Below are 19,161 nucleotides of genomic sequence, written 5' to 3'. Positions count from 1 at the left end.
CGGTTTCTGCGGGAAGAAAGGGGTCGCCAGGGAGTTCAGCGGCCGAGCTGGCTGAGCACCTCGGCCATCACCTGCTGGACGGCGAGGGTGTCGGCGAGCGGCATCACCGGGCTCTCCGTGAGTCGGTCCGCCAGGCACTCGCACACGTGGGCGAGTTCATGGCTGTAGCCGGTGCCCGTCTTGGGGAACACCAGCTCCTGCGCGGGCTCGCCGAGCAGGTGGACGGACAACTCCTCGGCACGATGGAACCGCGGCTTCACCTCCACCCAGCCCTTCGTGCCGGCGACGACCTGGCGTCCCGGGCCGGGCGCAGTGAAGCCGATCGCCTGGGTGGAGTAGCGGCCGTCCGGCCAGCCGAGCAGGATCCCGGCCTCGGCCTCGACCCCGTTCGGGAAAACCCCACCGACCGCGTGCACGACCTCCGGGGTACCGAGGAACTGCTGGGCGAACGAGATGACGTAGACGCCGAGGTCGAGCACCGCGCCGCCGCCGAGCGCGGGGTTGAACAGCCGGTCGGACGGGTCGAACTCACGGAAGGCGAGCAGGTCGCCGTACACCGACCGCACCTCCCCGAGCGCGCCGGACGCGACCAGCCCGCGCAGGTGCGTGATCGCCGGCAGGAACCGCGTCCACATCGCCTCCATCACGAAGACGCCACGGGTGCGCGACGCGTCGATGATCGCTGCGGTGTCCTCGACCGTCGCGGTGAACGACTTCTCAACCAGCAGTGCCTTGCCCGCGGCGATCGCGGCCAGCGCCAGCTCGGTGTGCTGCGCGTGCGGGGTGGCCAGGTAGATCGCGTCCACGTCGGACGCGAACAGCTCGTCGTAGCTGCCGAACGCCCGCGGGATGCCGTACCGGTCGGCGAACAGCTGCGCCCGGTCCGCCGACCGTGACCCGACCGCCACCAGCTCTGCGTCCGGGACGTGGGCGAACTCGGCCGCCATCGTCGCGGCGATGCGTCCCGGCCCTGCGATCCCCCAGCGAACGGTCATCTGAGCTCCTCCTGATCGGGCGGTCGTGGCACGGGTGACCCAGCGCGGGCAAGCCGTTGCCTGCGCAGGTCCCGACGGATGTGGTTCAGCACGAAGCCGGCCACCGTGGCGACGACAACCGTCGCGACAAGGGACGTGTGGATGAAGATCACGAGCGCGATGGCGATCACCCAGACCAACCCGTGAAGTCGCCCCGCGAGCTTTTCGACCGTCCCCGGCGGCTCTGGCGCCACGGGCACCGGCAGCGCCGGGACGGGCTGCGCACCGGACACGGGCTCACCGAACGCGGGCTGCTGCCAGCGTTGCTCGGGCTCCCAGGTCGGAGGTGTGCCACTCACCCCCTCATCGTAGGACCGGTCAGCGCAGGTCCGGCGCCGTCCGCAGCCGCTGCACGCGCAGCTGCCAGAGCCGACGACGCAGGATCCCGCCGACCACGATGGCGAGGACGAGCGGCCCGAGCCAGTTGCCGGTGACGATCGCGAGCACCAGGGCCACTGGCCAGAGCAGCCGTCGGATCGTGGCGATGGTCTGCTCCTCCTGGGTGGGCGGGGCGACGAGCACCCGGGCACCCGCGCCGGGGACACCCTGGACGCCCGTGAGCACGACGCCGGTCACCGGCGGTTCTGCGGGGTCGAAGGTCGGCTGTTCCCAGCGCTGCTCCTCGGTGCGGTCTGCGGTCATGGACCAAGGCTAGGTCGCGGCTCCGTCCCACCCAATGGGGTGGAGCCCGTAGGCGTCCCTGAACAGCGGCCCCATGGCTGTAGACAGCCTTGTCTACACCACCTAACCTGAAGGACATGGGCGACACCACGACGATTCGGGTCAGCCGCGCCACGAGGGATGCCCTCAACGACCTGGCGGCCAGACGGGGCGCGACCCTCGCCGACACCGTCCTGCGTGCGGCGCGGCTGCTCGAACAGGACACCATCGGGCGAGACCTCGCCACCCCGCTGCGCGACGACGAACTCGACTGGCTCGATGCTGACGCCGGGTGACGTGGTCGAACTCGACCTCGGCACACCTGCCGGCTCCGAGGCCGGCCTGCGCAGGCCGGCCGTGGTGATCACCGCGGGACAGCTCCTTCGCGGCGGACCCAACGTCGTCCAGGTCGTGCCGCTGACCAGCACGACTCGCGAGAGCGGCGCGGAGGTCGTCATCGAGCCCGACCCCCACAACGGGCTCAGCGGACCGTCCGCCGCGCAGTGCCAGCACATCCGATCCGTCGCCACGACCCGCGTCAGTGCACGGATCGGAAACGTCGGCCCGGTCGCGCTCCGACAGATCCGGGGCGTCGTCGCGACCATCATCGACGCCTGAGCCCCGAACGGATCCCCTTCCTGGCCAGACGCGGTGCCGATGTCAGCCCTCCCGGTCCGTGAGTCCGTTCGCGGTCCGCGTCCCGACTCTGGCAGAGTGGAACGGTGCGGGTGGTTCAGAAGTTCGGCGGCTCCTCCGTTGCGGACGCCGAGAGCATCAAGCGGGTGGCGCGACGGATCGTCGCTGCCCAGGCCGAGGGCAACGAGGTCGTCGTCGTCATCTCCGCGATGGGCGACACGACCGACGAGCTGATGGACCTGGCGCTCCAGGTGTCGCCGGAGCCCCGTCCCCGCGAACTCGACATGCTGCTCACCGCCGGTGAGCGGATGAGCGCCGCGCTGCTCGCGATGGCGATCAACGACCTCGGTGCGACCGCCCGGTCGTTCACCGGCTCGCAGGCCGGCGTGATCACGACAGGGACGCACGGCAACGCCCGGATCATCGACATCACCCCCGGCCGGATCGTGAACGCCCTCGCCGAGGGCGACGTCGTGATCGTGGCCGGCTTCCAGGGCGTCTCGCAGACCACGAAGGACGTGACCACGCTCGGCCGCGGCGCGTCCGACACCACGGCCGTCGCGCTGGCGGCCGCGCTGGACGCCGCGTACTGCGAGATCTACTCCGACGTGGACGGGGTGTTCACCGCCGACCCGCGGATCGTGCCGGGAGCGAAGCAGATCCCGCAGATCGGCTACGAGGACATGCTGGAACTGGCGGCCAACGGCGCCAAGATCCTGCACCTGCGCTGCGTCGAGTACGCGCGCCGCGAGCACGTCCCCGTGCACGTCCGCTCGTCCTTCTCGGACAAGCCGGGCACCTGGGTGAAGGACATCGACTACGAGGAGACGGGCATGGAGCAGCCGCTCATCGAAGGCATCGCGCACGACCGCAGCGAGGCCAAGATCACGATCGTCGGAGTGCCCGACCGGGTCGGCGAGGCCGCCGACATCTTCACGGTGATCGCGGACGCGGACGTGAACATCGACATGATCGTGCAGAACGTGTCCCGTGAGCACGAGCAGGCCACCGACATCTCCTTCACCCTCGCGCAGGCGGACGGGGCGCGGGCGATCGCCGCGCTGAAGGCCGCGCAGGAGCGGATCGGCTTCGCCGACGTCATCTACGACGACAAGGTCGGCAAGGTGTCGGTCGTGGGTGTCGGCATGCGCTCGCACCCGGGCGTGACGGCACGCTTCTTCCGCGCGCTCGCCGCGGCGGACGTCAACATCGGCATGATCTCCACCTCCGAGATCCGGATCTCTGTGGTGGTCGACATCGACGACGTCGACCGTGCCGTCCGTGCCGGCCACACCGCCTTCGGCCTGGACGCCGACGGCGAGGCGATCGTCTACGCCGGCACCGGCCGCTGAGGCCGCCGTCCGGAGTCGCTGACCAGCTCCTGCCGGGCGCAACCGCCACGTTGCCCGGCTTATCGGGCCCGTGTCGAGGACGCACCAACCTGACCGCGACGTTGCCCGGTTTATGGGGCGTCGGAGCCTCGCCATAAGCCGGGCAACATCGCGGTGTTCTCCACCAGCTCCGGAAACGAGGCCCATAAGCCGGGAAACCTCGCTGTCACGGCGGCCCGGCCGTGTGGGGGCCGAGCGGAGCACCCGGAGCGCAGGCGTGCGCGTCCCGTAGACTCGGGGCGTGATCTTCAAGCGCGTGGGTGACTCCCGTCCGTACCCCGAGCACGGCTATGTGCAGAAGCAGTGGGCGGCGATCGCCCCGCAGCAGGTGCGGCTGGACGAGCTGGTCACCACTAAGCGCACGCTCGACCTGGAGGCGCTGCTCGAGGAGGACTCCACCTTCTACGGGGACCTGTTCGCCCACGTCGTGAAGTACAACGGCGAGCTGTTCCTGGAGGACGGGCTGCACCGCGCCCTGCGCGCCGCGCTCCAGCAGCGCCAGACCATGCACGCCCGCATTCTCGAGCTGGCGTAGGCTGGGCCGGGTTCGTCGCCACCAAGGAGAGGAGTGCCGGTGCGGAAGGTGATCCGGGTCTTGAAGACCCCGGTGACACTGCTGCTGCTCCTGGCCATCCTCGGCTACGGCGCGTACTGGGGCTACCACCAGGTCACGCTGGACACGGCCAGTCCCGAGACCGTCTGTGTCGTGCAGGACGTGGGCGGCGAACTCACCTCGGACAAGGTCTCCGTCCGCGTGTTGAACGGTGGTGAGCAGGGCGGCGCAGCAAAGACGACGCGGTTCACGCTCCTGAGCTGGGGCTACCACATCGTCTCGTACAACAATTCCGACCGAGAGGTCGATCAGGTGACGATCATCGGCAACTCCGCGGACGACCCCGAGGTGAAGCTGGTCGCGCAGGCGTTCAAGGCGCCGGTGGCCACCGAGGGCGACGGCCGCGTTGACCACATCGTCGACGTCATCCTCCCGACCCGCTTCGGGATGGTCGACAAGATCCCGACCAGCATCCCCGTGGTCGGCCCGGTCTGCCTGCCCCCGATCACGGCCTCCGCGACGGAGTCCGCGTCCCCGTCGGCGTCGGCGTCGGAGACCCCAACCGCGTCCACCACGCCGACCGCGAAGTCGACCAAGAAGAAGTAGCCACCGCACGATAGGAACCGTCCCCGTCGTTCCATGGCACGCTGGGGACGGTTCCTGTCGTGCCGCCTCAGCGCGACCAGCCGCCCAGCCGGCCGCCGGAGGAGATGCTGCGCAGCCGTGACTCCACCTTGCGGCGGTCCGCGCCGTTGGTGACGATCAGCAGGTCGTCGCCGGTGCGGACAATCTGGTCGGGCTTCGGCGTGAACGGCTCGTTCTCGCGGACGATCAGCGAGACCACGGAGTTCTTCGGCAACCGCAGCTCGCGGATCGTCACGCCGTGCAGGCGCGAACCGTCCGGGACGTGCACCTGCATCATGTCGGCCTTGATCGTGTCCAGCGGCGCGAACTCGATCTCGACGTCGGTCGCGTCCTCGCCCGTGCTCACCTCGAGCAGCCGGGCCACCCACGGCAGGGTCGGCGACTGCAGCAGCGTGAACACCACCACGAACGCGAACACCATGTCGAACAGCTCGCTCGCCCGCGGCGCGCCCGCGGCCAGCGGCACGGTCGCCATGATGATCGGGACCGCCCCGCGCAGCCCCGCCCACGAGATGAACGCCTGTTCCCGCCACGGCACCTTGAACCACGCCAGGCACAGCACCACCGACAGTGGACGCGCGACGAACGTCAGCACCGCACCCGCCGCGACGCCGGCCAGCACGGCCGGGCCGGACACGTCCACCGGGTCGGCCAGCATGCCCAGCATCACGAACAGGCCGATCTGCGCGATCCAGCCGATGCCCTCGGCGAACGACCGGGTGGCGTGCCGGTGCGGCAACTCGCCGTTGCCCAGCACCAGCGCCGTGACGTAGACCGCAGCGAAACCGGACAGGTGCAGCCAGCTGCCCAGCCCGTAGGCGAGGACGGCCCAGCCGATCGCCGCCAGTGGATACAGGCCGGACGCGGGCAGCGCGATCCGCCGCATCGCCTGCACGGCCACCCAGCCGATCGCGACGCCGACGGCCACGCCGCCGACCAGCTCGAGGATGACCAGCGCCACCATCCACACGGGGCCGCCGTCGATGCCCTGGCCGAGCGACCAGCTCGTCGCGGTCGCGACCAGCAGCACGATCGGGGCGTCGTTGAGGCCCGACTCCGCCTCGATCGTCGCCCGTAGCTTCGCGGGCAGCGGGACGCGCCTCAGCACGGAGAAGATCGCGGCCGCGTCCGTCGGTGAGGTGATCGCGCCGAGCAGGACGGCGGTCGCCCAGTCCAGCCCGAGCACGTAGTGCGCGAAGGCGCCCACGACGGCGACCGAGATTCCGACGCCGATCGTGGCGAGCAGGATCGCACTCGGCAGCGCGCCCTTGATCTCCACCCAGCGGGTCGTGAAACCGCCCTCGGCCAGGATCAGGACGAGGGCGGCGAAGCCGAGCGAGTGGGCGAGGCCCGCGTCGTGGAAGTCCAGTCCGAGCTCCCCGACCAGCACCCCGAGCCCGAGGAACAGCAGCAGCGACGGCAGGCCGAGCCGGGTGCCCAGCCGGGCGGCACCGATGGAGACGAGCAGGACGACCGAACCCAGCAACAACACCTGGTCCAGTTCCACGCGGCCCCCTTTCCCGGGATTCTAACGGCCCGAACTCCGGGATGCGGCCCGGCCCGGAACAGGCAAACGCTCCCGAAACACGCAAACGCTCCCGAAATTTCGGGAGCGTTTGCGTGTTTCGGGAGCGTTTGTGGGAGGGCGCGGATCCCGGACGCGGGCCGAGCTGGACGGCCGCGGTGACCACCTACCCCTGCGTGAACAGCTCCCTGGCCTTGGCTGCGACGACGACGGCGTCGAGGTCGCCCCCCACCTGGGCGGTGACGGCTGCGGCCACGGCGCCCTCGACGAGCGGGCCGTCGGCGAACTTCACGTGCTCGGCCTCGTCCTCGTCGAGGAAGTCGAGGACCGACTCCACCGTCATGGTCGCCGAGCCGAGGTCGGTCAGGATCGCGACGTCGTGACCGGCTGCGCGCAGCTCGGTCATGGCGTCGTTGACCTTGTCGAAGGACGTGCCGATGCGGCCGTCCTCGGTGCCGCCGGCCGCCCGGATGGCGACGTCCTTCGCCATCTGGGAGGCCAGCTCCACCACGCCCTCCGCGAGCTTCACGGAGTGCGAGACGATCACCAGCGCGACGCTCACACTGCCTCCGCCGTGTCTGCGGCCGCGCCGAGGATGTACGCGGTCGACGTGGCACCCGGATCCTGGTGGCCTATCGACCGCTCGCCCAGGTAGGACGCGCGACCCTTCGTGGCCTGCAGCGGGATCGTGTCCTCGGCACCCTTGGCCGCCGCATCCGCGGCAGCCCGCAGGGTCGCCGCGGGGGTCGCCCCGCTGTCGGCGGCCTCCCGGGCCGCCTCCAGCGCGGGCGTCCACGCGTCCACCATGGTCTTCTCGCCCGTGGTCGCCTTGCCGCGGGAGACGATCCCGTCCAGGGCGCCCTCGATGACCGCCACCACCCCTGCCGAGTCCAGATCGCCTTCGGCCGCCTTCGCCGCCCGCAGGAACGCCGTCCCGTAGAGCGGACCGGCGGCGCCGCCGACCTTGGACATCAGGGTGGACGCGACCAGCTTCAGCACGCCCTGGACGTCGGTGATGCCACCCTCGTCCAGCTTGGCCACCACGGCCTTGAAGCCGCGGTCCATGTTCTCGCCGTGGTCACCGTCGCCGATGGCGCGGTCGAGGTCGATCAGCTCCATCCGGTGTTCGGCCAGGACGGCCTGGGCCTTGCGGATCCAGGCCTCGGCCCAGGCGTAGGACAGTGTGTCGCTCACGAGGCTCCTTACCTCACAGCCCGCGACGGAATGCCGGGGTCAGGACAGGAGCGTCCCACAGCTCGGTCAGTTCGTCGTCCAGCACCAGGACGGTGATCGAGCAGCCCTGCATCTCCAGCGAGGTGATGTAGTTGCCGACCAGCGAGCGGGTGACGTCCAGCCCTGCGTCGACGAGGCGCTGACGGGCGTGGTTGTAGACGATGAACAGCTCGGCCTCGGGCGTGCCGCCCATGCCGTTCACGAACAGCAGCACCTTGCTGCCCGCGGCGGGCTTGAGGTCGGCCAGGATCGGGTCGACCAGCTGGTCGGTGATCGAGTCGGCCGGGGCCATCGGGATGCGGTGGCGTCCGGGCTCGCCGTGGATGCCGATGCCGATCTCGATCTCGTCCTCACCGAGCTCGAACGACGGCTTGCCGGCGTGCGGGACGGTGCAGGCGGTGAGCGCGACGCCCATCGAACGCACCTGGGCGTTCACCTTCTCGGCGATCGCGACGACGCCGTCCAGGTCGTCTCCGCGCTCGGCGGCCGCACCGGCGATCTTCTCCACCAGGACGGTGCCCGCGACGCCACGGCGGCCGGCGGTCCAGGTCGAGTCCTCGACGGCGACGTCGTCGTTGATGACGACGGCCTTGACGGTGATGCCCTCCATGTCGGCCATCTCGGCTGCGGTCTCGAAGTTGAGGACGTCGCCGGTGTAGTTCTTCACGATGTGCAGCACGCCCGCGCCGCCGTCGACGGCCTTCGTGGCCTCGAGGATCGGGTCGGGGGTCGGGGAGGTGAAGACCGCGCCCGGCACGGCAGCGTCCAGCATGCCCTTGCCCACGTAGCCGGCGTGCAGCGGTTCGTGACCCGAGCCGCCGCCGGACACCAGGCCCACCTTGCCCTTCACCGGCGCGTCCGCGCGAACCACGTAGTCAGGGTCGAAATGGACGGTGACCAGATCGGCGAATGCGGCCTGGAAGCCGGCCAGGGTCTCGGCGACCACGTTCTCGGGGTCATTGATGAGTTTCTTCACAGGGCTCTCCTTTGAGACGCGTTGTGGGTGGGCAGTGCCAACTCTGCCGCGTCCGGGGTCGGCGCAAAAGGTCTGCCGACGCGCACTTTCGTTCACGCGCACCCCGACCCGTGAACGGGTGACCGGCCACCGCGTGGTGGCCGCGGCACGGGCGAGCCCTGCTCCGGAGACACGAGGACCGGAAGGGGATGATCCCCTTCCGGTCCAGCGGCGGTGGCGGAGGGATTTGAACCCTCGGAGGGTTTCCCCTCACGCGCTTTCGAGGCGCGCTCTTTAGGCCGCTCAGACACGCCACCGCGGAGGAGTGTACCGAGCCGGGGGCGGGCAGGGCCAATCGGGGGCGGCACGGCAGGAACCGTCCCCATCGTGCCGGGCACGGGAGAACCGTCCCCGCGGACCGGGTGCGGGGAGGCCGTCAGCGGTGGCCGGCGAAGAAGTCCCGCAGGACGGCGGCACAGGCGTCCGCCTCGATGCCGCCGACGACCTCCACACGGTGGTTCAGGCGGGGGTCGCGCACCACGTCCCACAGGGACGCGATCGCGCCCGCCTTCGGGTCGTAGGCGCCGAACACCACGCGCTGCACGCGGGACAGGACCAGGGCGCCCGCGCACATCGTGCACGGCTCGAGGGTGACGACCAGCGTGTGGTCGTCCAGCCGCCAACCGCCGGCAGCGTCCGCGGCCCTGCGCAGTGCCAGCACCTCGGCGTGGGCCGTCGGGTCGCCGGTCAGCTCGCGCTCGTTGTGGGCCCGGGCCACCACTGCCCCGGACGCGTCCACCACCACCGCACCGATCGGCACGTCACCGTGGACGGGAGCCAGCGCGGCCTCGGCGAGCGCCGCGGCCATGGCGGCGTCCCAGCGGCTCACTCGAAGGACGCGAGCGCCTTGCCGAACTGGGCCTTGAAGCCCAGCTTCACGGCGATCCGCTCCAGCAGGGTGGCCGAGTCGACGTCGACGTCCTCGGCCATCGCCTCCAGTTCGAAGTCGGGCAGGCCGGCGTCGGACAGGATGTCGGCGTCGCCCAGCGGGTACGGGTCGTCGCTGTCGTCGTCGGGGAGTTCGGCGTCGAGGAAGTCGACCACGTCGTGCACGATCGGCCAGTCGTCGGCTGCCAGACCGTCGGAGCAGAACACCTGCACGCGCTTGCCGCGCACCCGCACGATCACGAACACGTCGCCGGCCACCGAGACCATGCCGACCGCGCCCGCGTCCCCGGGGATCCGCCGCAGCTGGTCGATCAGCCCGTCCAGGTCGTTCGCCAGGTCGAGTTCGAGCGGCACGGCGACCGGCAGCCCGTCCTCGCGGTAGCAGGCGATCACGAGGTCGATGTCGTCCTCGGTCGCGTCCTCGGGGTATTCGTCCTCGTCCTCGGCCTCATCGGCGTCGTCCTCGTCGAGGTCGTCGTCCGCGTCCAGCTCCTCGCCGGTGACCAGGTCGTCGAGATCGTCAAGGCCCGGGCGGTCGTCCCCACGATTCGGCATCTCGAACTCCACCTCATCGGACGTGCTCACCACCGCCTCCTCACCCCGTACACCTCCCCATCGTGTCAGAAGTCGGCGACGGAGCACAGTCCGGGCAGGGCATTCACCCCACCCCGAGGTGTGGGAACCTATCGGACGTGGAACTACGTGTCATCGAGCATCCCCTGGTCGCGCACAAGGTCAGTCTCCTGAGGGACGAGAACACCGCGAGCGCCACGTTCCGCCAGCTCGTCGAGGAGCTGGTCACCCTGCTGGCCTACGAGGCGACCCGCGAGGTGCGGGTGGACGAGGTCAAGGTGAAGACCCCGATCACGACGACGACGGGCGTCGAGCTGAGCCGTCCGCGCCCGCTGGTCGTGCCCATCCTGCGCGCGGGCCTCGGCATGCTCGAGGGCATGATGCGGCTGATCCCGACCGCGGAGGTCGGCTTCGTCGGCATGGTGCGCGACGAGGAGACCCTGCAGCCGTTCACCTACGCCGAGCGGCTGCCGAAGGACCTGTCCGGACGGCAGTGCTACGTGCTCGACCCGATGCTGGCCACCGGCGGCTCGCTCGGCGGCACCGTGAAGTTCCTCGTCGACCGCGGCGCGGACCACATCACCTGCATCTGCCTGATCGCCGCACCCGAGGGCGTGCAGCGGATGCGCGAGCTGGTCGACCCGATCGGTGTCCCGTGCACCCTGGTGTGCGCGGCGCTGGACGAGCGCCTGAACGAGGTCGGCTACATCGTGCCGGGGCTCGGGGACGCGGGCGACCGCCTGTACGGGCTCGCCCAGTAGCCATGGAACTGGCCGACATCTTCCCGCCGATCGGCCTCCGGGTCGAGGCGGGGCCGCTGGTGCTGCGTCCGATCACCGACGAGCTGCTGCCCGCCCTGGTGGAGCTGTCGATGCGCGGCATCCACGACCCCGACGCGATGCCGTTCTTCTACCCCTGGACGAACGCGCCGGTCGAGGACCAGCCGCTGAACTACGCGCGCTTCCACTGGGGCGTCCGCTCGAACTGGAACCGGGACCTGTGGGACCTGGAGTTCGCCGTCGAGCACGAGGGCCGGCTGGTCGGCTGCCAGGGGTTCATGACCGGGTCCTACCTGGTCACACGGACCGGCGAGACCGGCTCGTGGCTGGGGCGGGAGTTCCAGGGCCGCGGGATCGGGACGGAGATGCGCCAGGCGATCTGCGCGTTCGTGTTCGACCACCTCGACGCGGAGGAGATCACGTCGGCCGCCTACACCGACAACCCCGCGTCGAACGCGGTCAGCCGGAAGGTCGGCTACCAACCGAACGGCGTGCTGCGGAAGACCCGCCGCCTCGGCGAGTGGCACCCCAGCCAGCAGTGGGTGCTGACGCGGGAGACGTTCGTCCGCGGCCCCGAGCTCACCGTGACCGGCGTGGAGGCGTTCCGCAGGTTCATCGGCCTCGACCAGGACGGTCCCGCGACGGACAGCTGAGGACGCAACCCAGGGCCGCCAGCTGACGACGCCCTGCGGAAACGCGCGCTGGATGCGTTCCACGGCCGCGGGCCGCCCCCTCCGGCGATCCACGGGGCGATTCCGCAGGCTCAGCCGAGGTCGCGGGCGAGATCGTCCACGCGTTCCGCGGTGGGCAGGTTCAACAGGTCGGCCCCCGGCAGGAGCAGCTTGGCGCCACGGATGCCCGCGCCGATGCAGACCAGTTCGGTGTCGGCGACCGCCCCGTCGACCCACACCGGCCAGTCGGACGGCAGCCCCACCGGCGTGATGCCGCCGTACTCCATGCCGGACACCTCGACCGCGTAGTCCATCGGGGCGAAGGAGGCCTTGCGGACGTCGAGGCGGCGGCGGACGACGTTGTTCACGTCCACCCTTCGGTGGGCGAGGGTCATGCAGCACGCGTAACGGTCGTCTCCTCCGCGGCGGCCCAGCACGAGGACGGCGTTCGCCATCACGTCCAGGGGAAGGTCGTACACGCGGCACAGCGTCTCGGTGTCGGCGTGGGCGGGGTCGACGGGGAACACCTGCGCGGAAGGGACGTGGTCGCGGACCGCGGCGTACACCGCCGGCGGCAGCAGGTCGGGGCGCTCGAGCGCGGGGACGGGGTTGAGGCTGGCGAACATGTCCGGAGTCTAGGCAGCCCCCTGCGGACGCCGGCCCGCTCTCACCGACGCAATGCCATCGGTCACGGCGCGGCAGAACCGGCTTCGCACACCTTCCGGCCGGACTCCGCCGGGCCTAGGGTGGCGCCATGGCCGGCCGCCGCCCCCGTCCGGGTTCACCCCAACCCCTGCGGACGGTGCCCGTGTCGCGAAGGATCGCCACCCCGACCCGTGCGAGGCCAGCACGACCGGCTCTGCGCGGAGACGGGGTAGCGACACCGAAAGAGGACTGACCCATGGACGAACAGGATCGACCCCCCACCGACGACAGCCACGAGTCCGACCTCCCAGCGGCATCGGCACCGTCGGAGGAGCGCCGTCCACTGGCCGTCCTCGCGCGGCTGACCAACCCGTTCGCGTGGGCCTTCGCGGGCACGATCGGCGTGCTGCTGGGGCTGGCGCTCGGCGGCGCGGCCGTGTCCCTCAGCGACGTGTTCGTCACGATCACGGTGTCGCTGTTCCTCGCCCTGGCGCTGGACCCGCCCGTGAAGGGCCTGCAGCGACGAGGCCTCTCCCGGGGCCAGAGCATCCTGATCGTGTCCGGCTGCGTCCTCGCGGTGGCAGGGATCGGGCTGGCCGTCGTGGTGCCCGCTGCCGTCGACCAGGTGATCGCCTTCGCCCGGGCGGCCCCTGGCTACCTGGCGGCTCTCCAGGAGCAGGCCTGGTTCCAGTCCTGGACGGGCGGCATCGGCGGCAGCGAGGCCTACGCCGGCGTCCTCGCCCGGCTGCAGGCCTGGCTGTCCGACCCCTCGCACCTGCTGGCGGTCGGCGGCGGGGTGATCTCGCTGGGCACCGGGCTGATCAACGGCATCTCGGGGACAGCGATCGTGACCGCCCTCACGCTGTACTTCCTGGTCTCGATGGAGTCGATGAAGCAGGCGTTCTACAACCTCCTGCCGGCCTACCGCCGGACGAAGGCCGCCCAGCTCACGGAGCAGATCACGACGTCGGTCGGCGCCTTCATCGGTGGCGGCATCCAGCAGTCCGTGCTGAACGCGGGGTTCTCGCTCATCCTGCTGGCCCTGCTCGGCACGCCCTACCTCGTCCTGCTCACCTTCATCTGCCTGCTGGTGACCCTGATACCGATGATCGGCTCGATCCTCTTCTGGATCATCGGCACCGCGTTCTGCCTGCTGGACTCCTGGGTGAGCGCGCTCATCTTCGCCGTGGTCTATCTGGTCTACACCCAGCTCGAGGCCTACGTGATCACACCGCGGATCATGAGCAAGGCGGTCTCGGTGCCCGGGTCCCTGGTCCTGATCGGCGCCATGGTCGGCGCGACCCTGCTGGGCCTCCTCGGCGCGCTGCTCGCCGTCCCGCTCACCGCGTCCCTGCTCATCCTGCTGAAGAACGTCTACGTCCCGCGCCAGGACGCGAGGACGGCGCCGCCGCCCACCGCGGACGACCCGGTGCCCGAGTAGCGGCGGTCCTCGTCAGCGCCCGCCGGACAGCACGACGCTGCCGCCCAGGACGAGGGTGACGCGGACGTCCACGCTGCGCAGGCCCGCCGCGTCCAGCCGGTCGCGCAGGCCGGCGTCCTGGATGGTCGGCGGGGGGCCGAGCGCGACGATGTGCAGGGTGCCCTGCCGGACGCTGATGTCCTGGATCTGCCAGCCCTGCGCCTCCGCCCACTCCTTGGCGACCGGGGCGGCGCGGGCCGTGATCAACTCCTGCTGGACGACGACCGCGCTGCCGATCCCCAGCGGCACCGTGAGCAGCAGCACCGCGCCGATCACCACCGCGAGCGTCCCTGCCCGGAGGCGACCCACATCCGTGTGCAGCTCGATCGCCGCGCGGCGGACGCCGTAGGCGAGGAACACCACCGTGCCGGTCGCGATGATCGCGGTGACGTTCGTGCCGAACAGCAGCAGCGCGCCGAGCGCCTGCTCGGGGGCACCCGACTCCAGGGTCAGGCCGACCACCGCCAGCGGCGGCACCAGCGAGATCGCGATCGCGACGCCGGGGAGGGTGTCGGAGATGTCGGAGCGGACCATGGCGAACGCGCCCACGACGCCCGTGGCGAGGGCGGCCAGCAGGTCGATCAGCCGGGGCGTGACCCGAGCGGCGATCTGGGAGTTGGTGTCGGCGACGAGGTGCACCTGGTTGGTCATTCCCAGCAGGAAGGCGATCGCCACGACGCAGGCAGCGCCGGCCACGACCATGCCGAGGTTGACCAGGATCAGGCGTCGCCGGGACAGCACGACCGAGAGCGCCGTGCCGAGGATGGGGGTCATCAGCGGGGCGACGATCATGGCGCCGATCACGGTTGCCGTGGAGTCGGCCATCACGCCGGCGCTGGCGATCACCGTCGCGAGGATGATCAGCACCCAGAACGCGGACAGCTTCCGCTGCCGGTCGTCACCCTCGGTGAGGAGCAGCCGGCTCATCATGCGCTCGACGTCCTCCGCCGTCACCCGCGTCAGCAGTCCCGACATCACACGCGCCTCCCACCTCGTCAGAGGCTCGTCAGAGCCTGGCCGATCACAGGGAACCCATCACGAGCATCGAACCACATCGCGCGGCCATCCGAAGCCGCCCCGGCCAGGTACGTGCACCTCACCCGTCCGGCCAGAGATCCGACGAACCTCGGATTTCACGCACGACGAATCCTGGATTTCAGAAAGCGACGGATCCGGGATCTGGCCATGCAGCCAGACCGCCGGCGACCGCCGCTTCAGTAGTAGTAGGGGAAGGCCGTCCAGTCCGGGGAGCGCTTCTCCAGGAAGGCGTCGCGGCCCTCGACGGCCTCGTCGGTCATGTACGCGAGCCGGGTGGTCTCGCCGGCGAAGACCTGCTGGCCGACCAGGCCGTCGTCGATGGCGTTGAACGCGAACTTCAGCATCCGCTGCGCTGTCGGTGACTTCTGGCAGATCTTCGCCGCCCACTCCAGGCCGACGGTCTCCAGGTCGGCGTGCGGGACGACCCGGTTCACCGTCCCCATCTCGTAGGCCCGCTGCGCGTCGTAGGTCTCACCGAGGAAGAAGATCTCCCGGGCCACCTTCTGCCCCACCTGCCGGGCGAGGTACGCCGAGCCGAAACCGGCGTCGAAGGAGCCGACGTCGGCATCGGTCTGCTTGAACCGCGCGTGCTCCGCGGACGCCAGCGTCAGGTCGCAGACCACGTGCAGGGAGTGCCCGCCGCCGGCCGCCCAGCCGCTGACGAGGGCGATCACCACCTTGGGCATGAACCGGATCAGCCGCTGCACCTCGAGGATGTGCAGGCGTCCCCCCTCGGCGGCGGCCCGCCGAGCGTCCACGGTCTCCGCGGTCTCCCCGTCGGCGTACTGGTAGCCCGAACGCCCGCGAATGCGCTGGTCGCCGCCGGAGCAGAACGCCCAGCCGCCGTCCTTCGGGGACGGCCCGTTCCCGGTGAGCAGGACGCAACCGACATCGGAACTCATCCGGGCGTGGTCGAGCGCGGTGTACAGCTCGTCGACCGTGTGCGGACGGAACGCGTTGCGCACCTCGGGCCGGTTGAACGCCACCCGCACGGCCGGGACGTCCACGGCCCGGTGGTAGGTGATGTCGGTGAACGCGAAGCCGTCGACGGGCTGCCAGCGCTCGGGCTGCCAGGGGTTGGTCATGCGCTCAGGCTAGCGACCCGGCGTCCCGCAGCCGCAGCGCGACGTCGGGGACGTCGGTGAACACCGCGTCGACCCCCCAGCGGAACATCTGGGAGAGCCGGTACTCGCTGTTCACCACCCAGGGACGGATCGCCATCCCGTGCTTGTGCACCTTCTTCACCGTCCGTTCCCGGACGACGTAGCGCGCCGGCGGGTGGATGGCGGCGACCCCGAGGTCCTCCGCGTACCGCCACGGGCGGTACAGCGGGTCGGTGTACAGCATCGCGACCTCGCAGGTGGTGCCGAGGTCGAGCAGGTGCTTCAGCGAGTAGTGGTTGAAGCTGGACAGCACCACGCGGTCGGCGATCCCGTAGGCGGCGACCGCCGCCAGGACCTTCTCCTCCAGGCCCGGGTACTCCTCCACCGAGTTCTTCAGCTCGATGTTGAGCAACACCCCGGACGGCGCGACGACGTCCAGCACCTCGGCGAGCGTCGGGATCGGCACGCCGGCGAAACCCTCGATCCCCGCGGAGGCGTCCAGGCGCTGCAGCTGCGCGAGGCTGAAGCTGTTCACGTGGCCGTTGCCGGACGTCGTGCGCTCGACGGTCTCGTCGTGGATCACCACCAGCTCGCCGTCGGCGGTGAGCTGGACGTCGAACTCGACCCCGTCGACCCCCAGCTCGAGCGCCCGGCGGAAGGAGGACACGGTGTTCTCCGGCGCCTCACGCCGGGCTCCACGATGGCCCCAGACCTGCGTCATGGCACTCCTGTCGCCTATGGTCGGACCGTGACTGTACGCCAACCCACCCCTGTCGACGCCATCGCCGACTCCTACACCCGGCGCCTCGCTGAACTGGACCCGCTGGAGGCCACCGGCATGGGGATCCCCGGCCATGACCACCAGATGACCGACCACTCCCCCTCCGGCTACGCCGAACGGGCCGATCTCGACAGGGCCACGCTGGCGGCGCTGGCCGCTGCCGCACCGCTCGACGAGGTGGACCGGGTCACGATCGCCGCGATGACCGACCGGCTCGGCCTGGCCCTCGAACTCGACGAGGCGGGCGAGTCGCTGGCCAGCCTGAACGTGATCGCCTCCCCGGTCCAGGGCCTGCGCGACATCCTCGACATCATGCCGACCGCGACGACCGACGACTGGGCGAACATCGCCGCCCGGGTCAGCCAGGTGCCGTGGGCCGTGCAGGGCTACATCGAGTCGCTGCGGACGGCGGCGGCGCGCGGTCTGGTCGCGGCGCAACTCCAGGTCAGCGAGTGCATCAAGCAGGCGTCCGAGCTGGCCGACCCTTCGTCCAGCTTCTTCGTGACGTTCCTCGCGTCCGCCACACCGGACGGGACTCCCGCGTCCGGGCCGCTGGCGAACGACCTGGCGATGGCCGGACGCAAGGCGGCCGCGGCCTACGGCGAACTGGTCACCTTCCTCGAGGACGAACTCGGCCCGCAGGCCCCCGCCGACGACGCCGTCGGACGCGACCGCTACGCCCTGTGGTCGCGGGCGTTCGTCGGCGCGTCCATCGATCTCGACGAGACCTACGAGTGGGGGCTGGACGAGCTCGCCCGGATGGCGGCGGAGCAGGACGCGGTCGTCGCAGAGATCGCCGGGCCGGGGGCGTCCATCCACGACGCGGTGGCGAAGCTGGAGGCCGACCCGTCCCGTGCCCTGCACGGCAAGGCCGCGCTGCAGGAGTGGATGCAGGCCACCGCCGACGAGGCGACCCGCGCCCTCGACGGCGTCCACTTCGACATCCCCGAGGCGATGCGGCGGATCGAGTGCATGATCGCTCCGACCGAGACCGGAGGCATCTACTACACCGGCCCGAGCGACGACTTCTCCCGTCCCGGCCGGATGTGGTGGTCGGTGCCGCCGGGCGTGACCGAGTTCAGCACCTGGCGGGAGAAGACGACCGTCTACCACGAGGGCGTCCCCGGCCACCACCTCCAGATCGCGCAGGCGGTGCTCAACCGCGACGAACTGAACCTGTGGCGCCGACTGGCGAGCTGGAGCTCCGGCCACGGCGAGGGCTGGGCGCTGTACGCCGAGCGGCTGATGGAGGAGTTCGGCTTCATGGACGACCTCGGCGACCGGCTCGGGCTGGTCGACGGCCAACGGATGCGGGCGACCCGCGTCGTGCTCGACATCGGGGTGCACCTGCGCAAGCCGGCGCCCGCGCAATGGGGCGGCGGCACGTGGGACGCGGCGAAGGCCTGGGACTGCTTCAAGGCCAACGTGAACATGGACGAGGCGTTCCTGCGGTTCGAGCTGAATCGCTACCTCGGCTGGCCGGGCCAGGCGCCGTCCTACAAGGTGGGACAGCGGCTGTGGGAGACCTACCGCGCCCAGTCGAAGGCTGCCGCGGAGGCATCCGGGCGGGAGTTCAGCCTCAAGGACTTCCACACCCGCGCGTTGAACCTCGGGTCAGTGCCCCTGTCCGTGCTCCCGCTGGCGCTGGGGCTGCGCGACTGAGCGCTGTGTCGCCCGGTCGCGCAGCCGGGCGGTGACCCGGCTCAGCGTCACCGGCGAGACATCCAGGAGCAGCGCGAGCTCCTTCTGGCTCACCCGACGGGTGAGGTCGGGGAACTCCGACACGAAGCGCTCGTAACGCTGCTCTGCCGAGCCGGCGCGCAACCACAGCGCCAGCCGGGTGAAGAACGCCAGCTCCGCGTTGAGCGCCAGGTTCACCAACTGGCCCCACGCGATGTTGCGGCCGGCCAGCGTCTCGATCTTCGCGAGGTCCATCCGGAGCGCCGTTGTCGGCTCGACGGCCACCAGCTCCAGCGGCAGGTCCCCGGACCTCCGTCGCGGCAGCGGGTAGTGGCCGTGGGCGAGGTTCAGGTCGAACACCTGCCCGGGCAGGGACAGGGGGTTCGCGCCGAACAGCGTGACCACCTGGCCCTCGGCGGCCAGCCACAGGGTGGACGGGTTCCGTCCGGCCCGGGCGAGCTTCACCAGCCCGGTGTCGATGAGGTAGGCGTAGCGATGGCGCGCGCCGGCCTCGACGATGGTCTCGCGCGCACCGTACGCCACGACATCGCACGCGTCCTCGAACTCGTCCCACCCGTCGTCGACCCCGCCGCCGACCGCTGCCACCGCCAGGGCACGGAGGGTCACCAGCGCCCGCCGCCGGGTGCCGTCCATCTCTCCCCCCACCTTCCGCCGCAGGGCTTCCCGCGGTGACAAACGCCAACGAACCCCGGGCGCGACCCTGCAGCTGTGTGTTTCCTGAGCGCCTCGGTGAACCTCTGATGCTAGCCGCCGATCGGTCCGCGGGCAGCCGCTGACAGGGTGAGTCGGGAACCCGCTGAGGGGGCGGAT

The 19,161-nt window shown here is 70.7% G+C and carries 23 protein-coding genes and 1 tRNA gene; 9 read left to right on the top strand and 15 right to left on the bottom strand.

Annotated features, from left to right (window positions below; translation table 11 throughout):
- Nucleotides 1-35: 35 nt before the first annotated feature.
- From QM779_RS15115 to QM779_RS15105, 3 genes are read right to left on the bottom strand one after another with little or no spacing between them, the layout of a single operon-like run.
- Nucleotides 36-995: a Gfo/Idh/MocA family protein gene (locus tag QM779_RS15115; RefSeq protein WP_428536703.1), complete on the bottom strand. Its 960-nt coding sequence runs from the start codon at nt 993-995 to the stop codon at nt 36-38.
- Nucleotides 992-1,333: a hypothetical protein gene (locus QM779_RS15110; RefSeq protein ID WP_428536700.1), complete on the bottom strand. Its 342-nt coding sequence runs from the start codon at nt 1,331-1,333 to the stop codon at nt 992-994. The genes QM779_RS15115 and QM779_RS15110 overlap by 4 nt, the downstream gene beginning before the upstream one ends.
- 19 nt (nt 1,334-1,352) lie before the next feature.
- Nucleotides 1,353-1,676, bottom strand: a complete 324-nt coding sequence (locus QM779_RS15105) for a hypothetical protein (RefSeq protein WP_428536697.1) — start codon at nt 1,674-1,676, stop codon at nt 1,353-1,355.
- Nucleotides 1,677-1,792: 116 nt separating this feature from the next.
- Here QM779_RS15105 and QM779_RS15100 point away from each other — a divergent pair, with 116 nt between their 5' ends.
- The 5 genes from QM779_RS15100 (at nt 1,793) to QM779_RS15080 (ending at nt 4,880) form a co-directional block, all read left to right on the top strand.
- Complete coding sequence (locus QM779_RS15100; protein ID WP_428536694.1) at nt 1,793-1,990, top strand: hypothetical protein; 198 nt, start codon at nt 1,793-1,795, stop codon at nt 1,988-1,990.
- Nucleotides 1,974-2,312: a type II toxin-antitoxin system PemK/MazF family toxin gene (locus QM779_RS15095; RefSeq protein ID WP_428536691.1), complete on the top strand. Its 339-nt coding sequence runs from the start codon at nt 1,974-1,976 to the stop codon at nt 2,310-2,312. Before QM779_RS15100 ends, QM779_RS15095 begins: the two co-directional genes overlap by 17 nt.
- A gap of 104 nt (nt 2,313-2,416) precedes the next feature.
- Entirely contained in the window at nt 2,417-3,682 is a 1,266-nt protein-coding gene (locus QM779_RS15090; protein WP_428536688.1) for an aspartate kinase, read from the top strand.
- Between the two features lie 280 nt (nt 3,683-3,962).
- The gene (locus QM779_RS15085) at nt 3,963-4,256 is read left to right on the top strand and encodes a type II toxin-antitoxin system VapB family antitoxin (RefSeq protein ID WP_428536685.1); all 294 of its coding nucleotides are present in this window, start codon (nt 3,963-3,965) and stop codon (nt 4,254-4,256) included.
- 39 nt (nt 4,257-4,295) lie between these two features.
- Nucleotides 4,296-4,880 (top strand): LytR C-terminal domain-containing protein, encoded by a 585-nt coding sequence (locus tag QM779_RS15080; RefSeq protein WP_428536683.1) that lies wholly within the window; start codon nt 4,296-4,298, stop codon nt 4,878-4,880.
- Nucleotides 4,881-4,947: 67 nt separating this feature from the next.
- Here QM779_RS15080 and QM779_RS15075 read toward each other — a convergent pair whose 3' ends face one another.
- The 7 genes from QM779_RS15075 to QM779_RS15045 form a co-directional block, all read right to left on the bottom strand.
- Nucleotides 4,948-6,426 carry a potassium/proton antiporter gene (locus QM779_RS15075; RefSeq protein ID WP_428536680.1) on the bottom strand — a complete coding sequence of 493 codons (1,479 nt, stop codon included), beginning with the start codon at nt 6,424-6,426 and terminating at the stop codon, nt 4,948-4,950.
- Between the two features lie 184 nt (nt 6,427-6,610).
- The gene (gene dhaM / locus QM779_RS15070) at nt 6,611-7,006 is read right to left on the bottom strand and encodes a dihydroxyacetone kinase phosphoryl donor subunit DhaM (protein ID WP_428536677.1); all 396 of its coding nucleotides are present in this window, start codon (nt 7,004-7,006) and stop codon (nt 6,611-6,613) included.
- Nucleotides 7,003-7,638, bottom strand: coding sequence for a dihydroxyacetone kinase subunit DhaL (gene dhaL / locus QM779_RS15065; RefSeq protein ID WP_428536674.1), 636 nt, complete (start codon nt 7,636-7,638; stop codon nt 7,003-7,005). Before dhaL ends, dhaM begins: the two co-directional genes overlap by 4 nt.
- Before the next feature lie 13 nt (nt 7,639-7,651).
- Nucleotides 7,652-8,653 (bottom strand): dihydroxyacetone kinase subunit DhaK, encoded by a 1,002-nt coding sequence (dhaK, locus tag QM779_RS15060; protein WP_428536671.1) that lies wholly within the window; start codon nt 8,651-8,653, stop codon nt 7,652-7,654.
- A gap of 211 nt (nt 8,654-8,864) precedes the next feature.
- A tRNA-Ser gene (locus tag QM779_RS15055) sits at nt 8,865-8,949 on the bottom strand.
- Between the two features lie 119 nt (nt 8,950-9,068).
- Entirely contained in the window at nt 9,069-9,500 is a 432-nt protein-coding gene (gene tadA / locus QM779_RS15050; RefSeq protein WP_428538459.1) for a tRNA adenosine(34) deaminase TadA, read from the bottom strand.
- 17 nt (nt 9,501-9,517) lie between these two features.
- Nucleotides 9,518-10,135: a tRNA adenosine deaminase-associated protein gene (locus QM779_RS15045; RefSeq protein WP_428538456.1), complete on the bottom strand. Its 618-nt coding sequence runs from the start codon at nt 10,133-10,135 to the stop codon at nt 9,518-9,520.
- Nucleotides 10,136-10,287: 152 nt separating this feature from the next.
- On the opposite strand from QM779_RS15045, the gene upp reads away from it, so the two are divergent.
- Both upp and QM779_RS15035 read left to right on the top strand, forming a co-directional pair.
- Nucleotides 10,288-10,914, top strand: coding sequence for a uracil phosphoribosyltransferase (gene upp, locus QM779_RS15040; protein ID WP_428538453.1), 627 nt, complete (start codon nt 10,288-10,290; stop codon nt 10,912-10,914).
- Nucleotides 10,915-10,916: 2 nt separating this feature from the next.
- Complete coding sequence (locus QM779_RS15035) at nt 10,917-11,585, top strand: GNAT family N-acetyltransferase (protein WP_428536668.1); 669 nt, start codon at nt 10,917-10,919, stop codon at nt 11,583-11,585.
- Between the two features lie 110 nt (nt 11,586-11,695).
- Here the strand turns inward: QM779_RS15035 and QM779_RS15030 are convergent, their stop codons facing one another.
- Complete coding sequence (locus tag QM779_RS15030) at nt 11,696-12,229, bottom strand: YbaK/EbsC family protein (protein WP_428536666.1); 534 nt, start codon at nt 12,227-12,229, stop codon at nt 11,696-11,698.
- Between the two features lie 275 nt (nt 12,230-12,504).
- Between QM779_RS15030 and QM779_RS15025 the strand changes: the two genes are divergently transcribed.
- Nucleotides 12,505-13,689, top strand: a complete 1,185-nt coding sequence (locus tag QM779_RS15025) for an AI-2E family transporter (protein WP_428536663.1) — start codon at nt 12,505-12,507, stop codon at nt 13,687-13,689.
- A gap of 12 nt (nt 13,690-13,701) precedes the next feature.
- On the opposite strand, the gene QM779_RS15020 is transcribed toward QM779_RS15025, so the two are convergent.
- The 3 genes from QM779_RS15020 to QM779_RS15010 form a co-directional block, all read right to left on the bottom strand.
- A complete protein-coding gene (locus QM779_RS15020) occupies nt 13,702-14,703 on the bottom strand; it encodes a TIGR00341 family protein (protein ID WP_428536660.1) in 1,002 nt (333 codons plus the stop codon).
- A gap of 239 nt (nt 14,704-14,942) precedes the next feature.
- Nucleotides 14,943-15,851, bottom strand: a complete 909-nt coding sequence (locus QM779_RS15015; protein ID WP_428536657.1) for a 1,4-dihydroxy-2-naphthoyl-CoA synthase — start codon at nt 15,849-15,851, stop codon at nt 14,943-14,945.
- A 4-nt stretch (nt 15,852-15,855) separates the two neighbouring features.
- Nucleotides 15,856-16,590 (bottom strand): glycerophosphodiester phosphodiesterase, encoded by a 735-nt coding sequence (locus QM779_RS15010; protein ID WP_428536654.1) that lies wholly within the window; start codon nt 16,588-16,590, stop codon nt 15,856-15,858.
- 27 nt (nt 16,591-16,617) lie between these two features.
- Here QM779_RS15010 and QM779_RS15005 point away from each other — a divergent pair, with 27 nt between their 5' ends.
- A complete protein-coding gene (locus QM779_RS15005) occupies nt 16,618-18,312 on the top strand; it encodes a DUF885 domain-containing protein (RefSeq protein WP_428536651.1) in 1,695 nt (564 codons plus the stop codon).
- On the opposite strand, the gene QM779_RS15000 is transcribed toward QM779_RS15005, so the two are convergent.
- Nucleotides 18,265-18,984: a Crp/Fnr family transcriptional regulator gene (locus tag QM779_RS15000; RefSeq protein ID WP_428536648.1), complete on the bottom strand. Its 720-nt coding sequence runs from the start codon at nt 18,982-18,984 to the stop codon at nt 18,265-18,267. The two genes, QM779_RS15005 and QM779_RS15000, sit on opposite strands and share 48 nt — an antisense overlap.
- Nucleotides 18,985-19,161 lie beyond the last annotated feature (177 nt).

This window comes from Propionicimonas sp., assembly GCF_049840635.1.
GTDB lineage: Bacteria > Actinomycetota > Actinomycetes > Propionibacteriales > Propionibacteriaceae > Propionicimonas.
The sequence above is the reverse complement of the archived record's forward strand: the minus strand, read 5'-3'. Positions and strand labels throughout refer to the sequence as shown.